The 25994-nt window shown below is 70.7% G+C and carries 24 protein-coding genes; 11 read left to right on the plus strand and 13 right to left on the minus strand.

What is annotated here, in order from left to right; all coding sequences use genetic code 11:
* Positions 1 to 63 precede the first annotated feature (63 nt).
* The 4 genes from rsmH to ACFYTS_RS25330 form a co-directional block, all read right to left on the minus strand.
* Positions 64 to 1044: a 16S rRNA (cytosine(1402)-N(4))-methyltransferase RsmH gene (gene rsmH / locus ACFYTS_RS25315; RefSeq protein WP_387307599.1), complete on the minus strand. Its 981-nt coding sequence runs from the start codon at positions 1042 to 1044 to the stop codon at positions 64 to 66.
* A gap of 200 nt (positions 1045 to 1244) precedes the next feature.
* A complete protein-coding gene (gene mraZ, locus ACFYTS_RS25320) occupies positions 1245 to 1676 on the minus strand; it encodes a division/cell wall cluster transcriptional repressor MraZ (protein ID WP_213560465.1) in 432 nt (143 codons plus the stop codon).
* A 458-nt stretch (positions 1677 to 2134) separates the two neighbouring features.
* Positions 2135 to 2560, minus strand: a complete 426-nt coding sequence (locus tag ACFYTS_RS25325; protein ID WP_357286701.1) for a DUF3040 domain-containing protein — start codon at positions 2558 to 2560, stop codon at positions 2135 to 2137.
* A 125-nt stretch (positions 2561 to 2685) separates the two neighbouring features.
* Positions 2686 to 3126: an SAV_6107 family HEPN domain-containing protein gene (locus ACFYTS_RS25330; RefSeq protein WP_379106485.1), complete on the minus strand. Its 441-nt coding sequence runs from the start codon at positions 3124 to 3126 to the stop codon at positions 2686 to 2688.
* Between the two features lie 208 nt (positions 3127 to 3334).
* Between ACFYTS_RS25330 and ACFYTS_RS25335 the strand changes: the two genes are divergently transcribed.
* The 5 genes from ACFYTS_RS25335 (at position 3335) to ACFYTS_RS25355 (ending at position 8635) form a co-directional block, all read left to right on the plus strand.
* Positions 3335 to 3946, plus strand: a complete 612-nt coding sequence (locus tag ACFYTS_RS25335; RefSeq protein ID WP_357286695.1) for a GNAT family N-acetyltransferase — start codon at positions 3335 to 3337, stop codon at positions 3944 to 3946.
* Positions 3943 to 5559 (plus strand): phytoene desaturase family protein, encoded by a 1617-nt coding sequence (locus tag ACFYTS_RS25340; protein WP_387307601.1) that lies wholly within the window; start codon positions 3943 to 3945, stop codon positions 5557 to 5559. The genes ACFYTS_RS25335 and ACFYTS_RS25340 overlap by 4 nt, the downstream gene beginning before the upstream one ends.
* 327 nt (positions 5560 to 5886) lie before the next feature.
* Complete coding sequence (locus ACFYTS_RS25345) at positions 5887 to 6711, plus strand: carotenoid biosynthesis protein (protein ID WP_357286690.1); 825 nt, start codon at positions 5887 to 5889, stop codon at positions 6709 to 6711.
* A 21-nt stretch (positions 6712 to 6732) separates the two neighbouring features.
* The gene (locus ACFYTS_RS25350; RefSeq protein WP_357286687.1) at positions 6733 to 7482 is read left to right on the plus strand and encodes an LppM family (lipo)protein; all 750 of its coding nucleotides are present in this window, start codon (positions 6733 to 6735) and stop codon (positions 7480 to 7482) included.
* Positions 7483 to 7492: 10 nt separating this feature from the next.
* The gene (locus ACFYTS_RS25355; RefSeq protein WP_387307604.1) at positions 7493 to 8635 is read left to right on the plus strand and encodes a glycosyltransferase; all 1143 of its coding nucleotides are present in this window, start codon (positions 7493 to 7495) and stop codon (positions 8633 to 8635) included.
* A 7-nt stretch (positions 8636 to 8642) separates the two neighbouring features.
* On the opposite strand, the gene ACFYTS_RS25360 is transcribed toward ACFYTS_RS25355, so the two are convergent.
* Entirely contained in the window at positions 8643 to 9476 is an 834-nt protein-coding gene (locus tag ACFYTS_RS25360) for a hypothetical protein (RefSeq protein ID WP_387307605.1), read from the minus strand.
* 113 nt (positions 9477 to 9589) lie between these two features.
* A complete protein-coding gene (locus ACFYTS_RS25365; protein WP_387307607.1) occupies positions 9590 to 10588 on the minus strand; it encodes a methylenetetrahydrofolate reductase in 999 nt (332 codons plus the stop codon).
* Between the two features lie 217 nt (positions 10589 to 10805).
* On the opposite strand from ACFYTS_RS25365, the gene ACFYTS_RS25370 reads away from it, so the two are divergent.
* The 4 genes from ACFYTS_RS25370 (at position 10806) to ACFYTS_RS25385 (ending at position 16296) form a co-directional block, all read left to right on the plus strand.
* Positions 10806 to 11957: a polyprenyl synthetase family protein gene (locus ACFYTS_RS25370; protein WP_387307789.1), complete on the plus strand. Its 1152-nt coding sequence runs from the start codon at positions 10806 to 10808 to the stop codon at positions 11955 to 11957.
* A 38-nt stretch (positions 11958 to 11995) separates the two neighbouring features.
* Entirely contained in the window at positions 11996 to 13609 is a 1614-nt protein-coding gene (gene crtI / locus ACFYTS_RS25375) for a phytoene desaturase family protein (RefSeq protein WP_387307609.1), read from the plus strand.
* Between the two features lie 183 nt (positions 13610 to 13792).
* Entirely contained in the window at positions 13793 to 15355 is a 1563-nt protein-coding gene (locus tag ACFYTS_RS25380) for an alpha-(1->6)-mannopyranosyltransferase A (protein WP_357286721.1), read from the plus strand.
* Positions 15355 to 16296 carry a phytoene/squalene synthase family protein gene (locus ACFYTS_RS25385; RefSeq protein WP_357286672.1) on the plus strand — a complete coding sequence of 314 codons (942 nt, stop codon included), beginning with the start codon at positions 15355 to 15357 and terminating at the stop codon, positions 16294 to 16296. Before ACFYTS_RS25380 ends, ACFYTS_RS25385 begins: the two co-directional genes overlap by 1 nt.
* A gap of 137 nt (positions 16297 to 16433) precedes the next feature.
* On the opposite strand, the gene ACFYTS_RS25390 is transcribed toward ACFYTS_RS25385, so the two are convergent.
* Complete coding sequence (locus ACFYTS_RS25390) at positions 16434 to 16802, minus strand: Rv2175c family DNA-binding protein (protein WP_357286669.1); 369 nt, start codon at positions 16800 to 16802, stop codon at positions 16434 to 16436.
* A 108-nt stretch (positions 16803 to 16910) separates the two neighbouring features.
* Here ACFYTS_RS25390 and pknB point away from each other — a divergent pair, with 108 nt between their 5' ends.
* Entirely contained in the window at positions 16911 to 18938 is a 2028-nt protein-coding gene (pknB, locus tag ACFYTS_RS25395) for a Stk1 family PASTA domain-containing Ser/Thr kinase (RefSeq protein WP_387307612.1), read from the plus strand.
* A gap of 207 nt (positions 18939 to 19145) precedes the next feature.
* On the opposite strand, the gene ACFYTS_RS25400 is transcribed toward pknB, so the two are convergent.
* Complete coding sequence (locus ACFYTS_RS25400; RefSeq protein WP_357094978.1) at positions 19146 to 20534, minus strand: class II 3-deoxy-7-phosphoheptulonate synthase; 1389 nt, start codon at positions 20532 to 20534, stop codon at positions 19146 to 19148.
* Between the two features lie 152 nt (positions 20535 to 20686).
* Between ACFYTS_RS25400 and ACFYTS_RS25405 the strand changes: the two genes are divergently transcribed.
* Complete coding sequence (locus ACFYTS_RS25405) at positions 20687 to 21202, plus strand: polyadenylate-specific 3'-exoribonuclease AS (protein WP_387307614.1); 516 nt, start codon at positions 20687 to 20689, stop codon at positions 21200 to 21202.
* Positions 21203 to 21369: 167 nt separating this feature from the next.
* On the opposite strand, the gene ACFYTS_RS25410 is transcribed toward ACFYTS_RS25405, so the two are convergent.
* The 5 genes from ACFYTS_RS25410 to ACFYTS_RS25430 form a co-directional block, all read right to left on the minus strand.
* Entirely contained in the window at positions 21370 to 22095 is a 726-nt protein-coding gene (locus ACFYTS_RS25410) for a lysophospholipid acyltransferase family protein (RefSeq protein WP_357286660.1), read from the minus strand.
* A gap of 174 nt (positions 22096 to 22269) precedes the next feature.
* On the minus strand, positions 22270 to 23274 hold the full coding sequence (locus ACFYTS_RS25415) for an ROK family glucokinase (RefSeq protein ID WP_357286657.1): 1005 nt from the start codon (positions 23272 to 23274) through the stop codon (positions 22270 to 22272).
* Positions 23271 to 24155, minus strand: a complete 885-nt coding sequence (locus ACFYTS_RS25420) for a hypothetical protein (RefSeq protein WP_387307617.1) — start codon at positions 24153 to 24155, stop codon at positions 23271 to 23273. Before ACFYTS_RS25420 ends, ACFYTS_RS25415 begins: the two co-directional genes overlap by 4 nt.
* On the minus strand, positions 24152 to 25543 hold the full coding sequence (locus ACFYTS_RS25425; protein ID WP_387307791.1) for an ArsA-related P-loop ATPase: 1392 nt from the start codon (positions 25541 to 25543) through the stop codon (positions 24152 to 24154). The genes ACFYTS_RS25420 and ACFYTS_RS25425 overlap by 4 nt, the downstream gene beginning before the upstream one ends.
* Positions 25540 to 25977, minus strand: a complete 438-nt coding sequence (locus tag ACFYTS_RS25430; RefSeq protein WP_387307619.1) for an SRPBCC family protein — start codon at positions 25975 to 25977, stop codon at positions 25540 to 25542. The genes ACFYTS_RS25425 and ACFYTS_RS25430 overlap by 4 nt, the downstream gene beginning before the upstream one ends.
* Positions 25978 to 25994: the final 17 nt, after the last annotated feature.

Consider the following 25994-nt stretch of genomic DNA (forward strand, 5'->3'; position numbering starts at 1 on the left):
ATTCCGGGGCATGAGCGGAGCGCTCCATGGTTACGCTCCGCTGCCGCCTCCGCGCCTGACCACTCATGCCCTGTTCTCCCCTGCGATACGTTCCGCCGCCCGCATGCGCACCGGAGCGGCTCGCGGGTTCTCCTCGATCTCCTGCTCGGTCGCCTTCTCCGCACCGCGGGTCAGGATCTTGAATTCCGGTCCCATGCCGGGCAATTCGACCGGCAGGTCCAGGGGGGTGCGCGAGGCCGACCGCTTGGCCAGCTCCACCTTCACCACCCGGTCCTCGAGGGACTGATAGCTCATCACCACGATGCGGCCGCCCGGGGCCAGCGCGTCCAGCGCGGCGGGCAGCGCCGCCTCGAGCGACTCCAGCTCGCGGTTCACCTCCACCCGCAAGGCCTGGAAGGTGCGCTTGGCGGGATGCCCGCCGGTGCGCCGGGCCGCGGCCGGGATGGTGTCGTAGAGCAGCTCCACCAGCTGGGCGCTCGTGGTGAACGGGGTGCGCTGGCGCCGCCGCAGGATCTCCGAGGCGATCTTGCCCGCGAACCGTTCCTCGCCATAGGTTTTCAGCACCCGGGCCAGTTCGCCGTGACTGTAGGTATTGAGCACGTCGGCCGCGGTGGGGCCGGTGCTGGAGTCCATCCGCATGTCCAGCGGCGCGTCCACCGAGTAGGCGAAACCGCGATCGGCCTCGTCCAGCTGCATGGAGGACACGCCCAGATCCATGAGAATGGCGCTGACCGAACCCTTTTCGGGCAGACCGGCCTGTTCGAGCGCGGCGGGGATCCCGTCATATCTGGTGTGCACCAGGGTGATCCGGTCCCGGAACGGCGCCAGTCGCTCCCCCGCCAGCCGTAGCGCGGCGGTGTCTCGATCCAGGCCGACGAGTCTGATGTTCGGGTAGGTGCGCAGGAAGTGCTCGGCGTGACCGCCGAGACCGAGCGTGCAGTCCAGGTAGACGGCGCCCTCGGAATGCAGTGCGGGACCGAGGATTTCGTCGGCACGATGCAGGAGAACCGGAACATGGCGGGGGCCGTCATTGCTCTGGTTCACCTAGGACCTCCCGGAATTCACTGCCTCACGTTCATTCGCACGGCCACATCGGATAGCGAGCGACGGCGGGCCTCTTCACAACGACCTTCGAATTAGGGCGAATGCCCCGTGGTCTCTGACCGAAGCACCGCACCTGGCGTTGGGGAAGTACGTCAGGGTCGGTGTCGGGCAGAGGCCGCAGGGCACTCGCCACGCTCGGGCTAGAAGATCTCGCCCAGCGACTCGTCTCTGGCCTGCGAGTAGTCCTCCTCATGCTCGGCGAGGTAGGAATCCCACGCCGTCTTGTCCCATATCTCGAGGAAGTCGACCGAGCCGATCACCACGCAATCCTTGGAGAGATTCGCGTAGCGGCGATGCTCTGCCGACAGCATGATCCGGCCCTGTGCGTCCGGACGTTGCTCATCGCTGGAAGCCGCCAAGGCCCGGACGAATGCTCGGGCCTGCGGGTTCGATCGGGACGCGGCCGCAGCTCTCCGCGCGAGCGCGGTGAACTCGTCCTTGGGATAAACGGCAAGGCTGTGGTCCTGTCCCTTCGTGACCATCAACCCTCCCGCCAGCTCGTCCCGGAACTTCGCAGGCAACGTCAGTCGCCCTTTGTCGTCCAATCGAGGGGTATAGGTACCGAGAAACACGTCTCGACACCTCCTGCCGGATCACCCTCTCGACTGTCGGCCTCCTGTAGTGCGGGCTCCACATTACCCCACTTTCCCCCACTTTCAATCGAAAGCGCCGGTGATCTCGGTCCCCGCTTGGCGAACTTCGCAGGTCACACCAGCTATCACGATGGTGGGGAAGATTTCGCGCAGTTCCCCCGACACGCGCGACGCGCGCCGGCGGGTACCCGACAACCGCCAGCAAACCCGCAGATAGCGTGCATATCCGGCACTTGCGGGGCGGGGTGGGGCACCCCCGTGGGGAGGTGTGGGGAATCGTGGCCGACACCCGACACGCCGATACCCGACCAACCAGAAACGCCGTGACGCCACACCTCAAATCGGTGTCGCGTCACGGCGTGTCGTGAATCTTCAGTTGGTCGATCGCGGTCCGCTACCGTGCGGGTCCGAAAGCCCTCGGCCGCACGGCAGCCCGGTCAACTGTCCTGTTCGAACCTCTTGCGGAACCGGTCCTCCATCCGCGCGGAGAACCCGCCCTGCTTGCGGGGCTTGCCGCGGCCGGCGCCGGGAGCGCCGCCCTGGCTGGGATGAGCGTCCGAGGCCCGACCGGCCGAACCGCCCATGCGGGGGCCACCGATCAGCAACAGCACACCCGCGCCGAACATGACGATGAAGCCGACGAGACTGATGATCGGGAAGCCGCCGGGCTTGAACGGAGCGGCGATGCCGGCCACCAATAGAAACAGGCCGAGGACGAACAAGGCCGCCGCCTGGAGTCTGCGCCGACCGGTGGCAGAACGTAACCGTCCGCCCCGAACAGTCGAGGCGAACTTCGGATCCTCAGCATAGAGCGCGCTCTCGATCTGTTCGAGCATGCGCTGCTCGTGCTCGGAGAGTGGCACGGTACCTCCCCCGGCACTAGATGGTGGCTGTCGCCTCCGGGTAGACGACGGGTAGCCGACCTTGGCGGCTATCTGCCACCAATAATACGAGTTCGATCAGAACCGGACCACCTACTCGCCGATACTCACGCCAGCATTCCGTTCACCCACCCTGAACTGGGCCGAAGTCGCGACGCGGCGGCCAGCAGATCCGCCACGTCGTGCAGGAATGCGCCTACCCGCGAAGCGAACTCGTCGGCGCGATGGTCGTCGATGGGCCGGGACAGGCCCGCCTCGAGCGCCGCGCGGGTCTCGGACTGGCCGGTGAAATAGTCCGTCCACATGACGAATTCCGGTGCCGCGCGCTGCATCAGGACCCAGGCGTTGCGCGAGCGGGCCCGGGGCGCCCGGTCGGCCCCCGTCAGCGCCAGCACCGCGCCCGCCCCGCGTAGCGCGGCCAGGTAGGCGATGCGGAAACGCTCCGCCGGATCGCGTTCTCCCCGTGCCTCCGACAGCAGCCCGTCGGCCTTGCGCAGCAGGTCGCCGGCGCGGCCCGGGTGGCCCGGACGTTCAGTTTTCCCGGTCATTTCGCGTACCTCCCCACTCGCACACCCGAATCACATCTATGAGGACAACGAGTCCCGATCAGGCATTTCACCCAACTCGATGATCGAACAGGCATTCGAAGGTTTCTGTTGGGTTTGAATATAGAGAGACCCACCGACAAGTTGAGACGCCCGCCGTGGCGCTACTGTCGATCCATCCGTCCGCGCCAACGAGAGTTGCGTCCAGCCGATGACCGCAGTCACCCCCAAACCGACGCCGGCACCCGTCGTGGTCGACCTGTCGGCCGCGACCCTGCGGCACCGGCTGCACGACGCCCTGGCGGTCTACGTCGCGGCGATGGACTATCCGCGCGGCACCGAACACCAGCGCGCACCCATGTGGACCGAGCACACCACCCGCCCCGGATGGCAGGCCGTGGCCGCGGTGCTGCCCGACGACGACGGGCGCCTGGACCTGCGCACCGCGCCCATCGTGGCCATCGCCTACGGCTATCACGGCGCGCCGCACCAGTGGTGGCATCAGCAGGTGTACAGCGGCATGCGGCGCACCGGCTGGCCCGAATCCGGCGCGCGGGAACTGCTTTCGGACTACTTCGAGCTCACCGAACTCCACGTGCACCCCGCCGCGCAGGGCCGCGGACTCGGCGAGATCCTGCTCACCCGGCTGCTGCAGAACCGGCCCGAGCGCACCGTGCTGCTGTCCACCCCCGAGGTGGACCGCGAGTCCAACCGGGCCTGGCGGCTGTACCGGCGGCAGGGGTTCGGGGATGTGGTGCGGCACTTCATCTTCTCCGGCGACACCCGGCGGTTCGCGGTGCTCGGGCGGCGGCTGCCCCTGTGAGCGGGCGCGACAACGGTTCCCGCACAGTCGTAGTCGTCGGATCGGGGCACAACGCGCTGGTCGCGGCCTGCTACCTGGCCAAGGCCGGGCATCGGGTCGAGGTGCTCGAACGCGACACCGTGCTCGGCGGGGCCGTCTCCACTGTCGAACGGTTCCCCGGGCATCTGGTCGATCGGGGGTCCTCGGCGCACATCATGATCCGGCACACCGGGATCATCGAGGAGCTGGAGCTGGCCCGGTTCGGGCTGCGCTATATCGACTGCGACCCCTGGGCTTTCGCGCCCGCGCCCGCCGGGAGCGGGCTGGCGCCCATCGTGTTCCACCGTGATCTGGACCTGACCTGCGCGTCCATCGCCGCCGCGTGCGGGCGCCGCGACGCCGACGCGTACCGGCGGTTCGCGACCGTGTGGGGTCCGCGCAGCGCACGGGTGATGCGGGCCTTCTCCGGCACCCCGACCGGCGGGCATCTGCTGAAGTCGTTCTGGGGCATGGATCCCCGCGAGGCGGCCGGGGCCACCGGGCGCGCCAGCGGCGGGGCCCTGTCCCGGGAAATGATGCAGACCGGAGACGCGCTGCTGGACAGCCTGTTCGACAGCGAACGGCTGAAGGCGGCGCTGGCCTGGTTCGGCGCGCAGTCCGGGCCGCCCATGTCCGAGCCCGGCTCGGCGCCCATGGTGGGGTTCGCGGCGCTCATGCACACCGTGCCGCCCGGGCGCGCGATCGGCGGCAGCGGCGCGCTGAGCGCGGCACTGGTCGCGCGGCTGGAATCCGACGGCGGCGTCGTCTCCCCCGGCGACGCGGTGACCGCCCTGACCCGCCGCGGCGACCGGTGGGAGGTGCGCACCGCGAGCGGGCGGAACCTGTCCGCGGACACCGTGATCGCGGGCAGCCACATCCTCACCACCCTGAACCTGCTGGAACAGGGCGGATTCGACGCCGCGACGATCGCCGACTGGCGACGCCGCATCCGCGTGGGCCCGGGCATCGGCATGGTGGTGCGCGCCGCGATCAGCGAACTTCCCCACTATCCCGGGGCCGAGCCCGGCGAATCGGCGCACGGGTTGCAACTCCTCGTCACCGACCGCCGCGAACTGCGGCGCGCCCACGGCGCGGCCCTGGCGGGCGACCTGCCGCCGCGCCCGGTCGTCCTGGCCATGACCTTCAGCGCCCTGGACCCGAGCATCGCCCCCGCGGGCGAACACCAGGTCACCCTGTGGTCGCAGTGGCATCCCTACGATCTCGCCGACGGCAGCGACTGGTCCGCGCACGCCGAGACCGAGGCCGACCGCATCATCGCCGAAGTCGACGCCCTCGCACCGGGATTCGCCGGCTCCATCACCCGGCGCTACATCCAGACCCCCGCCGACCTGGAACGCGAGATGGGCCTGCTCGGCGGCAACGTCATGCACGTCGAGATGTCCATCGACCAGATGTTCATGTGGCGCCCCCTGCCCGAGCTCGCCGAACAGCGCGTTCCCGGCGCCCCCGGCCTCTACCTCACCGGCGCCTCCACGCACCCGGGCGGCGGCGTCTCCGGCGCCAGCGGCCGCAGCGCGGCCCGCCTCGTCGAGCGCGACCTCCGCCCCCGCCTCCGCTTCCCGCGCCGCCGATGACCGACCCCGCCCTATCGGGCCGCCACGACGAAACCCCTTGCGAGTCAGCCGAGACTGCCCGCCGGGACGGACCGCCATCGTGCTCCCCGGTGACCCTCGGTGTGACCGCACCCTCCGCCCGATCCGCGATGCGCGTCCCCGCTCGGCCGGGCCACACGACGCAACCCGTCGCCGCGCCGCCGAGACCGACGCGCCGGGACGGTCCGCGACCGCGCTCCGCCGCAGAGAGCAGCCCGAAGTTGGGCTGTCGCCGGTGATGGGAACTCCACCGGGTCTGGGCGCGGCGGGCGGCGGGCCCGCGGCCAGACACGGACTGCGAGCCGCCCGATGACCGTGACGAGGTTGTCAGCGGTCTCGGCCGAGCGGCGGGCCGTGGCGATCTCGGCGGTGCCCGCGGTCTTGCTGGTGCTGGTGCAGATCTCGTATCCGCTGACGCACGGTGTCGGGCGGGATCGGGTGACGGTGGCCGTCGTATTGCTCTCGGCCGGTGCGGCTTTGACGCATGCGGCGGTGACCCGGGGTGTGCGGTGGGCGTCCGGGTTGCTGGTCATCGTGTCCGGGATCGGGCTGGTTGCCGAGGTGGTGGGGACGGCCACCGGGATTCCGTTCGGCGGTTACGACTATGCGAGCGGGCGGCTGGGGCCCGAGGTACTCGGGGTGCCTGTGGTGGTGCCGCTGGCGTGGACCGGCGGGCTGTATCCGGTGTGGGTAGTCGCCGGGATGCTGGCAAGAAACGCGGCCGGGCGGATTTCGCTGACCGCGGCGGGAGCGGTGGGGTGGGATCTATTCCTGGATCCGCAGATGGTGGCCGATGGGCAGTGGACGTGGCGTTCGCCGATTCCCGGGCTGCCGGGGCTGGCGGAGATTCCGCTCAGCAACTATCTCGGCTGGTTCGCGGTGGCGGCGGTGATGGCCGGGCTGCTGGCGGGATGGGATCGGACCGCGCCGGGTTCGGGTGCGGCTCGGGTGGTTCCGGTGGCGGTGTTCGGGTGGACGTGGCTGGGGTCGACGCTGGCGCACGCGGTGTTCCTGGGGCTGCCGGTGTCGGCGGTGTACGGGTGCTGCGGGCTCGGGGTGCTGGGGATTCCGCTGGTTCGGGGGCTGAGGGCCCGTCGAATCACCCTGTGGCCCGGGACGCATGGCACGATGTGAGCCGTGCAGCCGAGTCCGAACATGTCGACAGCCGAGGGAACACTCGAATCCGCCCCACCCCGGCGGCGATCGCGGCGATGGGTACGGACCGTGGCCGTCGTCCTGTTCGCGGGGTTGGCGGTCCTGCTGACCGGATGCCTGCGGGTACAGGTATCGATGGGCGTGTCCTCCAACGACCGGGTGTCCGGGCGCATCGTCGCCGCGGCCGTGCCGCAGCACGAGAAGGACAAGGGCCCGCAGCTCAAGGCCCCCGACGGCCTGTCCGGCAAGGTGCGGGTGGACTCCTACGCGCAGGACGGCTACGTCGGCAGCCAGGTGTACTTCGACGATCTCACCTTCGGTGAGGTGCAGCAGCTCGGCGGCCTGTCCGACCAGACCTCCGGCATGTTCAACCTGGTCTTCGCCCGCACCGGCGACCTGGTCACCCTGACCGGCCGGGTGGACCTGAAGTCGCTGCCGCCGCAGGGTTCCGATGTGCAGCTGACCGTCGCCTTCCCGGCGCGCGTCGCCACCACCAACGGCACCCGCGAGGGCGACTCGGTGGTCACCTGGAAGCTGCCGCCCGGCGATGTCAGCACGCTGCGCGCCGAAGTCGGCTACGCGGACCCGAATACGCGGTCCTTCGCCGGCTGGGCGGGCATCGTCGGCGGCATCACCCTCGCGGTGGCGGCGGTGGTCGCGGTGCTGGCGTACATGACCCGCAACCCCGATCCGCCGGCCTACGTGCGTGCCGCGCGCTGGCTGCGCCCGGACCGCACCAACACGCGATAGCACTCACCCCATGACTCTTGCCCCGAAGGCGGTGACGGCCGCGAGCGCCGTCGCCGCCTTCGGCGCATCGGTGGCCCTCGCCAATCTCCTCACCCTCCCCCGGCTGCGGCGCGGCGGGCCCACCGTCATCGAACCGGTCACCGTCTGCGTCCCGGCCCGCGACGAGGCCGACCGGCTGCCCGAGCTCATCGCGGATCTGCGCGCCCAGCCCGATCTGCCGCGCCTGCGGGTCCTCGTGCTCGACGACGGCTCCACCGACGACACCCTCGAGGCGGCGCGCGCGGCCATCCGCGGCGACCACCGATTCCTGCTCTCCCGCAACGACACCGAGCCGGCGCCCGGCTGGACCGGCAAGACCGCGGCCTGCGCCCGGCTGGCCGAACTCGCCGACACCGCCGACGGCGTGCTGATCTTCCTCGACGCCGACGTGCGGCTCGCGCCCGGCGCGCTGTCGGCCGCGGTCCGCGAACTGCGGTCGGCCCGAACCGATCTGCTCTGCCCGTGGCCCCGTCAGCTCGCGGTCTCCCCCGCCGAACGCCTCGTCCAGCCGCTGCTGTGCTGGTCGTGGGCCTCGACGCTGCCGGTCGCGCCGGCGAATCGGACCCGGCGGCCGTCGATGGCCGTGGCGTGCGGGCAGTTCCTGGTCTTCGACGCCGCCGCCTACCGGGCCGTCGGCGGGCACGCCGCGGTCGCGGACAGCGTCACCGAGGATCTGGCCATCACCCGCGAGCTGCGGCGCGCGGGCCGGCCCACCGCACTGGTCGCGGCCGGGCCCCTCGCCGAGACCCGCATGTACCGCGACGCCGCCGAGGTGAGCGAGGGCTACACCCGCTGGCTGTGGTCGGCCTACGGCGGGCCCGCGGGCAGTCTCGCGGTCGGTTCGATTGCGGCGCTGGCCTTCTGGGTTCCACCCATCGCGGCGGTGTGCGGGCGCGGACGCGTGCGCCGGATCGGACTGCTCGGCTATACCGCCGCGGTCGCCGCCCGCCTGCTGGCCCGCTCCACCGAGAACGGCGGCCCGGTCGACGCCACGGATGCCCTTGCGGCACTGGCACACCCGTTCTCGGTCGCCGCCTACCTGGCCCTGTCGGCCCGGTCCCACCGCGCACATCGCACCCGCGCGCTGCGCTGGAAGGGCCGGACCGTCGGCTGAGTCCCGATCAGGGAACCGGCGTCATCCCGATGGTCGGCAGGAAGAAGCAGGTGGCGTCGCCATTGCGGACCGTGCCGAACATGGCCGCCAGCACCGTGCCCGACCCGGTGTTCACCGGAACCGCGCGGACGCCGCCGACCGGCAGGGCCGCGGTGAAGTAGTCGTGCACGGCCTGTTCGACCATGGGCCGCAGCTCGGCCGGGACCTGCGGCGGGATCATGGCATTGAGCACCTGGTTCAGCGGGCCCATCGGCACCAGGCCGCCGCGGCCGGTGGTGGTGTTGAACCAGGCGACCTGCATGCCGGAGGTGTCCGCGCCGTCGGGGGCGATGCCGTAGGGCACGAACGCGAACATGGCCTGGCCCGCCTTGACGGCCGAAAGATCCAGGCCGGGAATGGAGATCGCGTAGTGCGGCCACGGGCCCGGGATGCTGCCCGCCATGGCGGGAGCCAGGCCCAGCGTGGTGCCGCCGAGGCAGAACGGCGCGGCGGTCGGGTACAGGAAGGGCTTGATGCCCAAGGTCTGGAGTCCTTCGACGGCCTGACCGTAGGCCGACAGCCAGTCCGTCGGAGCGGCCGCCGGCCCGGCGGTATCGGACCGGCCGGTGGTGTCGGGGCGGGCGGTGGCGTCGGCGCGGCCGGTGGTCTCCTTCACCGCGGTGATGGCGGCCAGCGCGGCGGCGGCCTCGGGGCTCACCGCGGCGACGGTGGCGGCGCCGGTATCGGCCTGCGCCGGGGCCGCGGCGGCAGGTCCCGCCAGGGTTGCCGGTCCGGCGGCGGCGAGCACGGCGCAGGCGCTGACAGCGCCGGCCGCCCGGACGATGTGGTGGAACACGGACATGAAGGGCTCCCCTCGAGGTCACGAGTCGTGAGGGGAAGGTACTCCGCTGACCAGCGCATTCCGGTCATTTGCTCCGGCATGCCGGACCAGATTCGCGAGGCGAACCGGTCGGTTCAGGCGTTGGCCGGAGCGGCCGAGACCGAATAGCCCAGGTTCGCCAGCACTTCGCTGGTGGCCTTGGCGAAATTCAGGGTGATGAAATGCAGGCAGGGCGCGCCCTCGGAGATCAGGCGTTGCGCCATCTCCGTGGCGATCTGGATGCCCTCGGCCCGGACCGCCGCGCGATCCTCCTCCGGCCCGGTGCCCGCGGCCTTGCGCAGCCGCTCGATCACCTTCGCCGGGAGCGGACGCCCCGACAGCTCCTCCGCGCGCTCGACCGTGCGCAGGGAGGTGACCGGCATGAGCTCGGGAATGATCGGCTTGGCGCCCTCGATCGGATCGGCCGCGATGGCCCGATCCCGCAGGCGCAGATAGTGATCCACGTCGAAGAACATCTGAGTGATCGAATACTCCGCGCCCGCGCGCAGCTTCGACACCAGGAAGCGGGTGTCGTCCTCGAGGTCGGTGGAGCGCGGGTGGCCCTGCGGGAACGAGGCGACGCCCACGTGGAAGTCGCCCAGGTCGCGCACGATGCGCACCAGCTCTTCGGCGTACTCGACGCCCTCGGGGTGCTTGAGCCACTCGCCCAGCACGTCGCCCGGCGGATCGCCGCGCAGCACCAGCAGATTGCGGATGCCCGAGTCGGCGTAGGCGCCGACGATGGAGCGCAGTTCGGCGACCGAGTGGTCCACCGCGGTCAGGTGGGCGACGGTCAGCAGCGTGGTCTCGCGCGCCAGCTCGCCGGTGACCCGGATGGTGCGGTCGCGGGTGGAGCCGCCCGCGCCGTAGGTCATGGACACGAACGCCGGATGCAGCCGCTCGAACTCGCGGGCGGCCCGCCACAGGCGCGCCTCGCCGGCTGCGTCACGCGGCGGATTGAACTCGACCGAGAACGGAACCGACCCATCGGGACGTGGGCCCAGCTGCTGCACCACGGAGCGAGTTCCGGACACATGAGGTGTGCGGGAAACTCGGCCAGGGGTCGAATATCCCCGTACATTGTCGAAACTCACGCCAGTATTTTACGGGCCCGCACCCGAGCCCCGGACCCCGACCTGTGCCTATCCCAGCAGGTGGGACCGGACCGGGCCCGACCGATTCCCGGCCGCGACCCGGTGGTCGGTAGAGTCGGGGGCGAACCCCGCGCGCGGACCTGACGCCCGCGCGATCGGGCCGGTCAATAGGGGCGTTCGCCATCGTCGCACGCACACCGGGACCGATCACCGGGGAATCGCGCTCGCGCCGCGCCGCGCACTCACCAAGGAGGCTCCCCTGTCCGCCGGACCCGGTACCCCGACCCGCCACCCGGTCGGCGCGGGATCACTCGTCGCCGCCGTGGAGGACCGTCTCACCGCCTTCTTCCGCACCCGGGAACCGATCGTCGAACCCCTCGGCCCCGTCTTCGTGGACGCGGCCGCGGCCCTGGAGGACTTCGTCATTCGCGGCGGCAAGCGCACCCGCCCCGCCTTCGCCTGGACCGGCTGGCTGGGCGCGGGCCGCAGCCCCGAGGACCCGGACGCCGACGCGGTGCTCACCGCCTGCTCGGCGCTGGAACTGGTGCAGGCGTGCGCGCTCATCCACGACGACATCATCGACTCCTCGCGCACCCGGCGCGGCTTCCCGACCGTGCACGTGGATTACGAACAGCGGCACCGCGACCAGCACTGGACCGGTGACGCCGACCACTACGGCGTCAGCGTCGCCGTCCTCATCGGTGACCTGGCCCTGGCCTGGGCCGACGACATGACCCGTGACGCCGGGCTGCCCGCCGACGCCGCCGCCCGCTTCGCTCCGGTCTGGGCGGCCATGCGCACCGAAGTGCTGGGCGGCCAGCTGCTCGACATCCACGGCGAGTCCGCCGGCGACGAGTCGGTGGAGGCCGCGCTGCGGATCAACCGGTTCAAGACCGCCGCCTACACCATCGAACGCCCGCTGCACATGGGCGCGGCGCTGGCCGGGGCCTCCCCCGACGTGATCGCCGCCTACCGCGAATTCGGCACCGATATCGGCATCGCCTTCCAGCTGCGCGACGACCTGCTCGGGGTGTTCGGCGATCCGGCCGTCACCGGTAAGCCGTCCGGCGACGACCTGCGCGAGGGCAAGCACACCGTGCTCATCGCCGAGGCCCTGCGACGCGCCGACGCCACCGCGCCCGCCACCGCCGCGCTCATCCGCACCAGCCTCGGCACCGACCTCAGCGCCGAGCAGGTCGCCCAATTGCGCACGGCCCTCACCGAACTCGGCGCTGTCGACGCCGTCGAGCAGCGCATCGCCTCGCTCACCGAGCAGGCCCTGACCGCGCTGGACGCCAGCACCGTGACACCGGAGGCGGCCCGGCAGCTGCGGGGCATGGCTCTCTCGGCCACCGCGCGGCACTACTGACGCCGGATCCGACAGACAGCACGCCGCAGGAGGGTGGCATGAAAACGGTTGCGGGACCGACCGATCGGGTGGTCGTGATCGGCGCGGGACTGTCCGGGCTGGCCGCGGCGCTGCACCTGCTGGCGGCCGGGCGACAGGTGACCGTGCTGGAACGCGATGACCGCCCCGGCGGCCGGGTCGGGTCCTACCGCGGGCCGGACTACGAGATCGACTCCGGGGCAACGATTCTCACGCTGCCCGAACTCATCGACGAGGCGCTCGGCGTGGTCGGGCACACCCGGGAATCGGTCGACCTGACGATCCTCGACATGGCCCCGGCCTATCGGGCGCGATTCGCCGACGGCACCCGGATCGGCGTCTACTCCGACGAGGAGCGCATGGCCGAAGAAGTCGCGCGAGTGCGCGGACCCGCCACCGCCCGCCGCTACCGGCGGCTGCGCGGCTGGCTGCGAGGCGTGTACGAGGCCGAGTTCCGGCAGTTCATGGACACCAACTTCGAGTCGCCCCTGGACATGGTGCGGATTCCGGAGAAGCGGACCGCGCTGGCGCGGCTCGTGCGGCTCGGCGCCTTCGGGCGACTCGGCCCCAAGGTCGGTCGCGTGATCCGGGACCCGGACATCGCCCGGCTGTTCAGCTTCCAAGCCCTCTTCGCGGGCATGGCTCCGAACAAGGCGCTCGGCGTCTACGGCGCGATCCCGTACATGGACACCTGCCTGGGCGTCACCTACCCCGAGGGCGGCATGCGGGCCATCGCCGCGGCGCTGAGCCGCGCGTTCACCGCCGCCGGCGGGACCTTGGAACTGAACGCCGAGGTGATCGGCGTCGACTACACGGGCCGCCGCGCCACCGCCGCGCACACCGCCGACGGCCGCGTCTTCGACTGCGACGCCCTGGTGGTGACCGCCGACATCGGGTCGCTGACCAGGTTCGGGCTGCGGCACCGCCGCGGACTGCGGGCCTCCCCGTCCGCGGTGGTCGCGCACGGCACCATTCCCGCGGAGGTGGCGGCCGCCTGGCCGGTGCAGGCGCATCACACCATCGACTTCGGCGCGGAATGGGACCGGACCTTCGCCGAGATCGCCGCCCGGCGCGGCCGCGGCGCGCTGATGAGCGACCCGTCGCTGCTGCTCACCCGCCCCGCCCTCACCGATCCGACGCTCTACATCGACCGCCCCGAACAGCACATCGACGCTGCCGGCCACCTGCGCGACACGGTCCGCTACGAACCGCTCTCGCTGCTCGCTCCCTGCCCGAACCTGGATGCCGCGCCGCTGGCCTGGGACGAACTCGGCCCGCACTACCTGCGCGAACTGCTCCAGATCCTGGAAGCGCGCGGCTACCAAGGCATTTCGCGGTACTTCCGGGTCGACCACCTCGACACCCCGCGCACCTGGCGGGCCAAGGGCATGCTCGCGGGCACCCCGTTCTCGGCCGCGCACCTGTTCCGGCAGACCGGGCCGTTCCGGACCCGGAACCTGGTGGCCGGTCGCGCGAATGTCGTTCTCGCGGGCTCGGGCACCGTACCCGGCGTCGGCGTGCCGACCGTGCTGCTTTCGGGCAGACTGGCGGCGGCACGCATCACGGGTGACGTACGACATGCCGGTATCGGATCCGCCGACACCGGGGCGGTGGCGTCCGCGCACACGCACTAGACTGACCGCGTCCTGAACCAACGCGGCTGCCGCCGCTGACCTTTCCGGGGGGAACGACCGCCTATGCCGACCCCCGATGTGGACGCAGCCACCCCCGACACCGGCGCTGTCGCCACGCGTCCCGCCGGCGCCCCGAGCACCGCCGATGCCGCAGATCCGGACGTTCCGTCTCCGAGCGCCCGGATGAGCTGGCAAAACCGGGTGCGCCACGCGGCCGACTTCGCCCGCACCCCCGAGGGACACGCGGCCACGCTCGGCTTCTTCGGCGCCCTGCTGATCACCTTCGGCGGCTTCGGCGCGGGCGGCGTGCGGCGCAGCGATCCATTGCTCGAGGCCATGCACCTCTCGTGGCTGCGGTTCGGGCACGGCCTGGTGCTGTCGTCGATGTTCGTATGGCTCGGCGTGATCGCCATGATCACCGCGTGGGTCCGGCTGGGGCGCATCGTGATCGGCGGCCAGCCCGGCGCCTCGGTCACGCTCAACGAATTGCGCGGCATCGTCGGCGTCTGGACCTTCCCGCTGCTGTTCGCGGTCCCCATGTTCAGCCGCGACGCCTACTCGTATCTGGCGCAGGGCGCGATGCTGCGCGACAACATCAACCCGTACCTGTACGGGCCCGTGGAGTTGAAGGCCAACGCCGCGGTCCTGCTCGACAATGTCAGCCCCGTCTGGACCACCACCACCGCGCCCTACGGGCCGGTCTTCCTGCTCATCGGGCGCGCCATCACCACCATCACCGGTGACAACGTGGTGGCCGGAACCATCGCGCTGCGGCTGGTCATGCTGCCCGGGCTGGCGCTCATGGTGTGGGCGGTCCCGCACCTGACCAAGCATCTGGGCGGCAAGCCCACCACCGCGCTGTGGCTGGCCGTGCTCAACCCGCTGGTGCTGATCCACCTCATCGGCGGCGTGCACAACGAGATGCTCATGGTCGGCCTGATGGCCGCCGGCATCGCGCTGGTGCTCGAACACCATCACGCCGCGGGCATCGTGGTGGTCGCCATCGGCGTCGCCGTGAAGGCGACCGCGGGCGTGGCGCTGCCATTCCTGGTGTGGATCTGGATGATTCACGAACGCGAACGCCGCGCCGCCCAGCACGAGGGCGAACTGCCGCATCCACTGCGCACCTTCGCCAAGATCGGCGCGCTGGGCGTGGCGGTGTTCGCGGCCGTGTTCGCCGTCGCCACCTTCGCGACCGGGCTGCGCGATCACCAGATCGGCTGGCTCACCGCGCTGTCGGGCTCCAAGAAGATCATCAACTGGCTCTCGCTGCCGACCATCATGGCCCACGTCGTCACCTGGGTGACGCCGCTGCCGATGGACAAGGTGCTGCCGTGGACGCGCATGCTGTGCGCGATCGCCATGGTCGCCATCCTGGTGTGGGCGTGGTGGCGGTTCAAGAACAGCGAGAAGGAGGCCGTGCTCGGCATTCTGGTCGCGTTCGTGGCCATCGTGATCCTGTCCCCCGCCGCGCTGCCCTGGTACTACTCGTGGCCGTTGGCCCTGGCCGCGGGCTTCGCGCTCTCCACCCGGACATTGCAGGTCCTGGTCGGGCTGTGTACCTGGCTCATGCTGATCTTCCAACCCGACGGCGCACCCGTGTCCGACTACGTGCACGGCACCCTCGCGATCGTCGCCGCCGTGGTGGCGGCGGTCTCGCTGTGCAAGGTGGATCCGCTGAAACTGCGTGCCGGACGCCCGCATTCCGATCAGTTCGGCGGCGCGCCCGCGCCCAGCCCCGCGTGATGCTGGACCGCGCCTACCGCGACTGCCGCCGCATCGCCGCCGCCCACGGACGCACCTACTTCCTCGCGACCCGGCTGCTGGAACCCGAGCGAAGACCGGCCGTGCACGCGCTGTACGCCTTCGCCCGCCTGGTCGACGACATCGTCGACGCGAGCGACGCGCCCAGCCGCGCCGCCGAATCCGCGGCCCGGCTCGACCGGATCGAACACGAACTGCGGGCCCGCCTGGCCGACGCGCCCACCGAACCGGGTGACAGCCGCGAACAGCGGGTGCTGCTCGCGGTCTCCGATACCATCCGCCGGTATTCGATTGCCGCCGAACACTTCTGGGTGTTCCTCGACTCCATGCGCATGGACATTCCGGGCGCGCCCCAATACCGAGACCGCTACCCCACCATGGGCGAACTCGAGGACTACATGCGCGGCTCGGCGGCCGCCATCGGGCTGCAACTGCTGCCGGTGCTGGGCACCGTCGTCCCGGTCGCCGAGGCCGAACCGGCCGCGGCCGCGCTCGGGGAAGCCTTCCAGCTCACCAACTTCCTGCGCGACGTCGGCGAGGACCTGGGCCGCGGCCGGGTGTATCTGCCCGCCGACGAACTGGCGGCCTTCGGCGTGGACGACGAATTGCTGTTCCACTGCCGCGAATCGGGCCGGACCGAGCCGCGGGTGCGGCGTGCGCTCGCGCATCTGATCGCGATCAACAGGGGTGTCTACCGTCGCGCCACCCCGGGTATCGAGCTGCTGGCCCCGCGCGTGCGCCCGGCCATCCGGACGGCGGCCACGCTCTACGGCGGCATCCTCGACGAGATCGAGCGCGCCGACTACGCGGTCTTCACGAGCCGCGCGGTCGTCCCCCAGCACCGCCGGCTCCGGGTCGCGGCACGCGAATGCTTGTCCGCCTCTTCGCGGCTCTTGCCGACCTTGGGCGAGCCCCACCGGTAACCGGCCGGACCGGCGGTAGATGATGGTCGGCTTTCGGACGTTCCCGAGGAGTTATCCATCCGGCGCTGAATCAGTTGGCGCCGTGGGCATCGGACCGCGCGCGGTGCCTCGAGCACCGCGCGCGGAGTGGCGCTATGTCAGAAGGGATCCGCGGCGGCGCGGCGGATCACTTCGCGGGCCAGCGGCCCGTGGATGGCGTCGATGGGACGGCCGGGCAGGGTCTCGTCCTCGGTGTAGATCCACTCGAGGATTTCCTCGTCGGTGTACTTGCCGTCACGCATGACCGTGATCAGACCGGTCAGGTGCTTGGCGACGGCGCCGGTGGAGTCGAAGAACTCCTTCGGGACTCCGGCGATACCGTCGCGGCGGACCGCGATGATCTGATGGTCACGCAGCATCTGATGGACCCGGGTCACCACCATGCCCAGCTGCTCGGCCACGTCGGGCAGCGGGATCAGGGTCACCGAATCCGGCAGGACGTCTTCGCTGCAAGGAAAGGCACTCACGCCGACCACGGTAGTCTCTCGCGTCGCCACAGTCGCATCACACCCCGACGCGGCTACCATCGGGTGAGCCGCGCTGGGCGGCATCGACGAAAATCGGAAGGGTCGCAGTTGATCGGCCAGATGCTGGAAGGGCGCTACCGCATCGACGCGCCGATCGCGCGTGGCGGTATGTCCATGGTGTTCCGAGGGGTGGACACCCGGTTGGACCGACCGGTCGCCATCAAGGTGATGGACCCGAAGTTCGCCTCCGACCCGCAATTCCTCACTCGCTTCGAACTCGAGGCGAGAGCGGTGGCCAAACTCAAACACCCCTCCCTGGTGGCGGTCTACGACCAGGGCGTGGACGGTGACCACCCGTTCCTCATCATGGAACTGGTCGAGGGCGGCACCCTGCGCGAACTGCTGCGCGAACGCGGCCCCATGCCCCCGCACGCGGTGCGCGCCGTCGCCGAACCCGTGCTCTACGCCATCGGCGTGGCCCACGCGGCCGGACTGGTGCACCGCGACATCAAGCCGGAGAACGTGCTCATCTCCGACTCCGGCGAGGTGAAGATCGCCGACTTCGGTCTGGTGCGCGCCGTCGCCGAGGCCAAGATCACCTCCGACAGCGTCATTCTCGGCACCGCCGCCTACCTCTCCCCCGAGCAAGTCACCAGCGGCAGCGCCGACGCCCGCAGCGACGTCTACTCCGCGGGCGTCCTGATCTTCGAAATGCTCACCGGCCGAACCCCGTTCACCGGCGACAACTCGCTCTCGATCGCCCTGCAGCGGGTCGAGAAGGACGTGCCCGCGCCCGGCCGCCTGATCGGCGGCGTGCCCACCGAGATCGACGAGCTGGTCGCGCACGCCACCGCCCGCGAACCCATGCACCGGTTCTCCAACGCCACCGAGATGGCCGACGAACTGCGCCGCGTCGCCCGCGAACTGCAACTGCCGGACTACCGGGTGCCCGCGCCGACCGAATCCGCCGAACACCTCAGCGCCAAGTACCGGGTCGGGCCCACGCCCGCCCCGCGCGGCCCCGCGCATCCCCCGTCGCGGCCGATTCCGGGCGCGGCCGACCAGACCACCCGGTTCCAGGCCGATGCCACCACCCGGCTCCCGGCCGACCCGCCGACCGTGTTCGCGCCGACTCAGCAGCCCCAGCACACCCGGGTCATGACCGCGGCGCGCGAGATCCCGGCCGAGTACCGGCAGCACGACTACGCCCCGCCGCCGGGCACCCAGCACCCCGGCTCGGATCTGATCGAGGATCGCGGCAAGTCGCGGCGCCGGGTCGTCGTGTGGCTGAGCATCGTGGTCGCGCTGGCGGTGCTGCTGGGCATCGGCGGCTGGTGGCTGGGCGTCGGGCGCTACTCGCCGGTGCCCACCATCGCCGGCATGGACACCCAGCGCGCGGTCGCGACGCTGAAGGACGCGGGCTTCGAGACCGAGACCCGAAACAAGCCCTCCGACATGATCCCGGTCGGCAATGTGGTCGGCACCGATCCGCCCGCGGGCACCCGCGTCACCAAGGGCTCCCTGGTCGCGGTGCTGGTCTCCAGCGGCAAGCCGAAGGTTCCGGACGTGAGCCCCGGCCAGGACGTCAGCTCGGTCAACAAGGCCATCAGAGACGCCGGGCTCACTCCCGTGGACGCGGGCGAGGTGGGCAGCAGCGCACCGAAAGGCTCGCTCGCCAAGGTGGATCCGGCGCCCGGCACCGTCCTACCGGCCAACGGCCAGGTGAAGGTCTACCGCAGCAAGGGATCCCTGCCGGTGAAGGTGCCGGACCTGCGCGGCAAGACGCAGGAAGAGGCCAAGATCGCCCTGCAGAAGGCCGGGCTGACCGTCAGCTCCACTCGCGAGCAGTTCGATCCGAAGATCAAGTCCGGTCAGGTGATCGGCACCGATCCGGCCGCGGGCGCCAGCGCCGAATCCGGCTCCGGCGTGGTCCTCATCGTCAACAGCGCCCTCGACATGCCGAATCTGCTGGGCGCCAATGTCGGTACCGCGCGCGGCAAGCTCCAGCAAATGGGGTTGTCGGTCACCGTGCGCCAGCTGGCCAGCAATGACGGCTCGATCGTCATCTCGCAGAGCATCGCCCCCGGCGACGCGGTCGAACCCGGTTCCACCGTCACCATCGTCGCGATACCGTAACCGCCTCCCCTCGACTTCAGCGGGCAGCTGAGCGCCGCTGACCGTCCCGCATCCGGACCTCGGTGAGTACCGAACCGATTCTGGACGTACCCGACGAGTCACCCCAACCGTTACGAGATCAATAGTCGCCTTGGACAAGGCGATACAGACGCGAGTGCCCGGACCGCTGACGTGGTCCGGGCACTCGGATCGGCAAGCCGCATCCGGCTAACGCAGCATCTCCGCGACCAGGAAGGCCAGTTCGAGGGACTGCTGGGTGTTCAGGCGCGGGTCGCACGCGGTCTCGTAGCGCTCCTCCAGGTTGAGGTCCGAGATGTCCTGCGCGCCGCCGAGGCATTCGGTGACGTTCTCACCGGTGAGCTCGATGTGCAGGCCGCCCGGGTGGGTGCCCAGCGCGTGGTGCACCTCGAAGAAGCCCTGCACCTCGTCGACGATGCGGTCGAAGTGGCGGGTCTTGTAGCCGGTGGACGCCTCGTGGGTGTTGCCGTGCATGGGGTCGCACTGCCAGATCACCTGGTGGCCGGTGGCCTGCACCTTCTCGATGATCGGGGGCAGCACGTCGCGGACCTTCTGGTTGCCCATGCGGGCCACGATGGTCAGGCGGCCGGGCTCGTTGTTGGGGTCCAGGCGCTCGACGTACTCCACGGCCTGCTGCGGCGTGGTGCTCGGGCCGATCTTGAGGCCGATCGGGTTGGCGATCAGCTCGGCGAACCCGACGTGCGCGCCGTCGAGCTGACGGGTGCGCTCACCGATCCACAGGAAGTGCGCCGACAGGTCGTAGAGCACCGGCTCCCCGGTGACGGGGTGCTCGCTCAGGCGCAGCATGGCTCGCTCGTAGTCGAGCACCAGCGCCTCGTGGCTGGCGTAGAGGCGGGCGCTGGACAGGTTGGGGTCGTTGACCCGGCAAGCCTTCATGAACGCCAGCGCGCGGTCGATCTCGGTGGCCATCTGCTCGTAGCGGGCCCCGGCCGGGGACTGCGCCACGAACTCGCGGTTCCAGTCGTGCACCTTGTGCAGATCGGCCATCCCGGCCGAGGTCAGCGAACGCACCAGGTTCATCGCCGCGGAGGCGTTGGCGTAGGCGCGGACCAGGCGCGACGGGTCGTGCTCGCGCAGCCCGGCGTCGGCGACCAGCGAGTTCACCATGTCGCCGCGGTAGGACTTGAGGCCCAGCGAATCGACGTCGGCGGAACGGGGTTTGGCGTACTGGCCCGCGATGCGCGCCACCTTCACCACGGGCAGGCTCGCGCCGTAGGTGAGCACCACCGCCATCTGCAGCAGAGTGCGGATATTGCCGCGGATGTGGGGTTCGGTGTTGTCGGCGAAGGTCTCCGCGCAGTCACCACCCTGCATGAGGAAAGCCTCGCCGCGCGCTACCTCGGCCAAGCGCAGGCGCAGTTCCTCGACCTCGGCGGGCACGCAGATCGGCGGCACGCTCTCGAGGACGGTGCGCATCTTCTCGGCCTGCTCGGGATCCCAGGACGGCTGCTGCAGGGCCGGTCTGGCGAGCGCCTCGTCGAGACGCCGACGGAGCTCATCAGGCAGCGGAGGAAGTTCCGGCAGGCGATCGATCGGTACGTCGACAGTCCAGTTCACTGTTTCAGAATACGGATTGCTCCGGGTGAACCGGACTACCCCCAGGGCTTGAATTGCTCACACCGCGGTCGGGCCGCGTGGCGCGGCCGCTTAGGCTGGGACCGCATTGCCCGGAAGCATCCCGGACCCGAGCTGAGGAGAGACCCATCTCATTGCGGTACTTTTACGATTCGGAATTCATCGAGGACGGCACCGTCATCGACCTCGTCTCCATCGCGGTGGTCTGTGAGGACGGACGCGAGTTCTACGCGGTCTCCACCGAATTCGACCCCGAGAAGGCCGGGCCGTTCGTCCGCCGCAATGTGCTGCCGAAGCTACCGGCGCCGTCCTCGCCGCTGTGGCGTTCCCGTCAGCGCATCCGCGACGACCTCTACAAGTTCCTGGTCCCGCGCCCCAGCGTGGAACCCGAACTGTGGGCCTGGGTCGGCGCCTACGACCACGTCGCGCTGTGCCAGCTGTGGGGTTCCATGGTGGACCTGCCCAACACGCTGCCCCGCTACACCAACGAACTGCGCCAGCACTGGGACCAGCACGGCCGCCCGCCGCTGCCGCCGGTGCCGAAGGACGCGCACGACGCGCTGGCCGACGCCCGCCACAACCTGGCCAAGTTCGAGGCCATCGAAGCCCACCGACTCCGCCGCCACTCCGCGACTTCAGCGGGCCTCTGAGAGCCGCCAACCGTCTCGGACCCGTGCCGGCGGGTGGGAGCCGAAACGATTCCGGCCGTACCCGGTGAGTTACCGCGACCGATGCGAAATCAGTCGTCACCTTTCATCGAACAGGCCCCCGGAGCTGAGCTCCGGGGGCCTGTTCGCGAACTGCGTTGTGGCGGTGGTCAGCCCGCCATCGTTTCGGGGACGCGATCGGCGTCGGGGCGGCTGCCCGAGGGCACGCCCTTCTTCAGGCTCGCGGCGTAGACGTCCACGTACTCCTGGTCGCCCATCCGCATCAGCTCGTACATGATCTCGTCGGTGACGGCGCGCTCGACGAAGCGGTTGCCGCCCATGCCCTCGTAGCGCGAGAAGTCGATGGGCGCACCGAACTTCACGGTCACCTTGCGCGGCCGCCAGCGGAACGGACCGGGCGGGCACACCTCGTCGGTGCCGATCAGGGCGACCGGGATCACCGGCACTCCGGTCTCCAGGGCGAGGCGTGCCACACCGGTCTTGCCCTTGTAGAGGCGGCCGTCGGGCGAACGAGTGCCCTCGGGGTACAGGCCGACCAGGCGGCCCTCACCGAGCAGCTTGCGCGCGGTGTTGAGCGCCGACTCGGCGGCGTCCGCACCGGAACGATCGATGGGGTACTGGCCGGTGCCGGAGAAGAAGAACTTCTGCAGCCGACCCTTGAGACCGGGGGTGGTGAAGTATTCGGCCTTGGCCAGGTAGGTGATCCGGCGAGGGCTCATCAGCGGGGTGAACAGCCAGTCGGTGAACGATAGGTGGTTGCCGGCCAGAATGGCCGCACCCTTCGGGGGAATGTTCTCGACGCCCTCGACCTCGGGCCGGTTGATGAGATGCATCAGCGGCCCCACCAAGACGAACTTCAGCAGCCAGTAGAACATTGCGTCCTTTCCCCTGTTTTCGATACCCGGGACCGGCCTCATTGCGGGCACCACCACTCGCTTGCCTACCCTACCGCTGAGACCTGAGAGCAACCAACCGTGGTGACCGGATTCTCCAATGTCGGGACGAACGTCCCATGCTCCGGAATGCGGAACCCGGTGAGCAGGTACGGATCAGCGGCGCGCCGGAGCGACCGGCACGGCGGCGGACTTCGCGAGCACCGCCGCGCGCGCCAGTTCCGCCGCGCCGATCATGCCGGCGGCCTCACCCAATTGGGCGGTGCGGATACGGGCCAGGCGGCGGTGCCGGGCGCCGGTGATGGAACCGGCGTAGTGCTCGCGGGCCTCGTCGAGGAACAGTGGGGCCGAACTGCTGACGCCGCCGGCCACCACGATCAGGTCCGGATCGAAGAGGTCGCTCACGAAGGCCAGACCCAGGCCGAGCCAGCGTGCGAAGTCCGCCATCACCTCGAGGGCGACCGGATCGCCGTCCTGGGCCGCGCCCGCCACCCGGCGACCGGTCAGCGAGCCCGGGTCCCGGCCCGCCTCGCGCGCCAGCACCGTGGAGCGCTGCGGGTCGGTGGCCAGCAGTTCCAGGGCGGTGTCGACCAGAGCGGTTCCGCTGCAATACCGTTCCCAGCAGCCACGCTTGCCGCACGCGCAGGCCCGGCCGTTCGGGACGACCTGCAGATGCCCGAGTTCCGGTGCGACGCCGTAGCTTCCGCGATACAGCTGGCCGTTGATCAGGAGAGCCGCGCCGATGCCGGTGCCGATGGCCACCAGCACCACATTGCGCCCGCCCGCCGCCGCGCCGAACCGGTACTCGGCCCACAGCGCGGCATTGGCGTCGTGTTCCAGGATCACCGGCAGGCCGAGCCGATCGGTGAGCCGCTGCGCGACCGGGGCGTCCTCCCACGGCAGATGCGGGGCGAAACGCACGGTGGCGCGGTCCTCGTCGACGAAACCCGCCACGGCCAGCCCGACCGCGCCGATGGCGTGCCGGCCGCGCAGTTCGCGCACCGCGCGGGCCAGGCCGTCCTCCAGGGCGCGCGCCGAATGCGGGGTCGGCGCGGTGACGGTGTCGAGGACCTCGCCCGCACCGTCCACCACCGACGCCCGAATATTGGTGCCGCCCACATCGATACCCACGGTCAACGGCACATCCACACCGCCCGTCATGCCTTGATGGTTACGTCGATGGGCACATACTTGCCGCGTGCCGGCCGCCGCCCGGACTGCGCGGCGCGGCCGGACACGGAGGCTTCACGACCGGAGGGTCCCGCGGCGGGACCGCCCGCATCAGCCGATCGGCCGGGGTCGTCGGCCGGGCGTGCCACCGGCGGCCCGAACGGTTGCGCCGCGGCCCCGACCCGATCGTCGGCACCGTTCGCGGCGCGAAAGCCCGTGCCCGACACCGGGTCCGGGTCCTCGGGACGGCGCGCGGCACCGGGGCCCTGCCCCATCGGTTCGTCGGACCCGTCGCTGTGGTGGGCCCGGGCCGCGGCACGACCCTGCGCGCCCGCGACGAAGCGCGCGAACACCGCCGCGAGGTTCGCGGCCGCGCCGTGGTGGCCGGCGGATTCGGCTGCGCTCGCCGTGGACTCGGGTCCCTCGCCCGGCCCGTCCTTCCCGTCGTGTTCGCCGCGGGCGTTCGCGTAGGCGTCGGCGAACGGCAGATCGCCTGCACCGGACCCGGTTCCGGTCCCGTGCGAATACCGGTGCCAGGCTTGATATTCCGGCGATTCCGGATCCAGATCCGGCGGGATCACCGGGTCCACCGGCACCCCGGCGAGCGCCTCGCGCAGCACGGTCACGATGGCGGTGCCGTGTTCGGCGATGGCGGCCACCACGTCGTGGTGCTCGCCGCGCACGATCGCGGCGGCCGCGCACACCGGGCACCAACTGCAACTGGACCATTCGGTGCGCCCGTCGGAGGCGGTGCGGCGCAGCACCGGTTCCACGCGTTCGAGCAGGGCTTCGGCGAGTAGCCGTAGCTCCTCGGCGAATTCGCCGAGGTTCTCGTCCGGTTGGCCGGGGCGCGGGTGGTGCGTAGTCGTCATTTCGGCCAGACCTGCGGGTCGGGCCGGAAGCGGATCACCAGGTGGTCGCCGTCGAGTTCGGCGGCGTCGACCGTGCACCGCCGCAATACCGGGGCCAGCCGCAATCGCCGCCGGACCCCGTCCGCTCCCACGATCAAATCGTCCTCCACTCGTCCCAGCCGCAGTGTCGACGCATCGACCACCGGCAGATGCATGCGCATCGCGAACACCGAAGCCACCCCCGCCCCGGACTCGAGCCGGACCACCGGTTCCGCGGCGACGGGCGGCTCCCCGTCCGCATCTGTGCCAAGCATAGGGACCGGACGCCATCCCACCCAGTTACCACTCGCGTCCACCGCGTAGGACAGTGCGGCCAGCGAGCCCAACCCCACCGGTTCGGTCCCGGCATGCCCCACCACCTGCACCGGAACCCCGCGCAACCGCTTGCGCAGCTCGGTCACCACGTCGAGTTGCTCACCGCGCCGGTTGAAGTACCACTGCACGGCCGGATGCGGCGGCGCGGCCGGATGCGGCTCCGGCATCTCCGGCAGCACCTTGTTGACCAGCACCGCGTCCAAACGCAGGCCCAGCAGTGCCGCGGCCGAGCGCACCCGCGCCGATTCCGCCACCGCCACCTGTTCGGCGACGGTCACCAGGCGCGCGCCGGTGCGGGTCCGATCCGCCAGCAGGTCACGGGCTTCGGTCACCGCCTCCACGATCTGCTCGACGGTCACCGCCAGCACCGCCTTGCGGAAGTCGGCGCCGATGGCCTCCATGGTGCGAGAGTGCGCGGGCCACACCCGTTCCAGATAGCCGAGCAGGGTGTCGGGGGCGGTGACGATGCGCAGCATGTCCGCCGAGGGCGGGCAGTCCAGCACGATCACGTCCCACCGCTTGTCCTTCGCGAACTGCGTGATCTCCAGCAGCGCCAGCAGTTCCTGCACCCCGGGCAGCCCGGTGAGTTCGGCGGGATCCAGTGCGCCCAGATCGAATCCGTGCTCGTGCCCGGCGCCGGAGGCCATCATCAGCACCTGCCGGAACCGATCCTCCAGCAGCGCCAGCGAATCCACCTCGATGACATCGAGGGTCGGCGCGGCGGCGGACCCGATCACCGGCAGCCCCGGATCGGTGGCCTCGGGGTCGCTCGCGAGATCCGGTGCGGCCGTGGCGAACACGGGCAGCGGCACACTGGCCACCGCCGGTTTCGCGCCGTGCCGCAGCCGGTAGCCGAGCGCGTCGCCCAGGGAATGCGCCTGATCGAGGGAGGCCAGCAGCACGCGCCGCCCGGTCCGCGCGTAGGCGATCGCGGTCGCACAGGCGAGGGTGGTCTTTCCGACGCCGCCCTTGCCGATGAACAGCTCGACTCGGGCGGCGGGGCGGGTCGGGCGTTCGGTACCGCCGGCGGTCAGCCTTCGACCCGTTTCTTGAGTTCCTTGAGGGCGGTGTCGGTGATGACCTTCTCCGCCTTGCGTTTGAACATGCCGATCATCGGGATGTTCAGGTCGACGGTCAGCTCGTAGACCACCTGGGTGGTGCCGTCGGGCAGGGCGATCAGTTCGTAGGTGCCGTCCTGCGCCTTCTGCAGCTCCCCGGCGACCAGGCTCCAGCTGACCGCGCGGCCGTCGGGCCGCCAGGTGTAGGCCAGCGTGTAGGTGTCCTTGACGACCCCGGCGTCCAGCACGAAGCGCGCGGTGCGGGCCCGGCCGTCGGGTAGTTTGTCGAGGACCTCGACCGAGCGGACCGCGGAGACCCATTCCGGATACGACTCCAGGTCGGCGATGACGGCCATCACTCGGTCCGAGGGGGCGTCGATCACGATCGACCGCTGAGTTCGATCGGCCATGGGCGGCAACGCTTCCT

This window comes from Nocardia sp. NPDC004151, from assembly GCF_042874235.1.
Classification (GTDB): Bacteria; Actinomycetota; Actinomycetes; order Mycobacteriales; family Mycobacteriaceae; genus Nocardia.

Bases quoted from the DNA above. Each gene is read 5' to 3' on its own strand.
- ACFYTS_RS25330 (WP_379106485.1), bottom strand. From the start codon at position 3,126: ATGACCGGGAAAACTGAACGTCCGGGCCACCCGGGCCGCGCCGGCGAC.
- ACFYTS_RS25335 (WP_357286695.1), top strand. From the start codon at position 3,335: ATGACCGCAGTCACCCCCAAACCGACGCCGGCACCCGTCGTGGTCGAC.
- ACFYTS_RS25345 (WP_357286690.1), top strand. From the start codon at position 5,887: ATGACCGTGACGAGGTTGTCAGCGGTCTCGGCCGAGCGGCGGGCCGTG.
- ACFYTS_RS25350 (WP_357286687.1), top strand. From the start codon at position 6,733: ATGTCGACAGCCGAGGGAACACTCGAATCCGCCCCACCCCGGCGGCGA.
- ACFYTS_RS25355 (WP_387307604.1), top strand. From the start codon at position 7,493: ATGACTCTTGCCCCGAAGGCGGTGACGGCCGCGAGCGCCGTCGCCGCC.
- ACFYTS_RS25360 (WP_387307605.1), bottom strand. From the start codon at position 9,476: ATGTCCGTGTTCCACCACATCGTCCGGGCGGCCGGCGCTGTCAGCGCC.
- crtI (WP_387307609.1), top strand. From the start codon at position 11,996: ATGAAAACGGTTGCGGGACCGACCGATCGGGTGGTCGTGATCGGCGCG.
- ACFYTS_RS25380 (WP_357286721.1), top strand. From the start codon at position 13,793: ATGAGCTGGCAAAACCGGGTGCGCCACGCGGCCGACTTCGCCCGCACC.
- ACFYTS_RS25385 (WP_357286672.1), top strand. From the start codon at position 15,355: ATGCTGGACCGCGCCTACCGCGACTGCCGCCGCATCGCCGCCGCCCAC.
- ACFYTS_RS25410 (WP_357286660.1), bottom strand. From the start codon at position 22,095: ATGTTCTACTGGCTGCTGAAGTTCGTCTTGGTGGGGCCGCTGATGCAT.
- ACFYTS_RS25415 (WP_357286657.1), bottom strand. From the start codon at position 23,274: ATGACGGGCGGTGTGGATGTGCCGTTGACCGTGGGTATCGATGTGGGC.
- ACFYTS_RS25420 (WP_387307617.1), bottom strand. From the start codon at position 24,155: ATGACGACTACGCACCACCCGCGCCCCGGCCAACCGGACGAGAACCTC.
- ACFYTS_RS25430 (WP_387307619.1), bottom strand. From the start codon at position 25,977: ATGGCCGATCGAACTCAGCGGTCGATCGTGATCGACGCCCCCTCGGAC.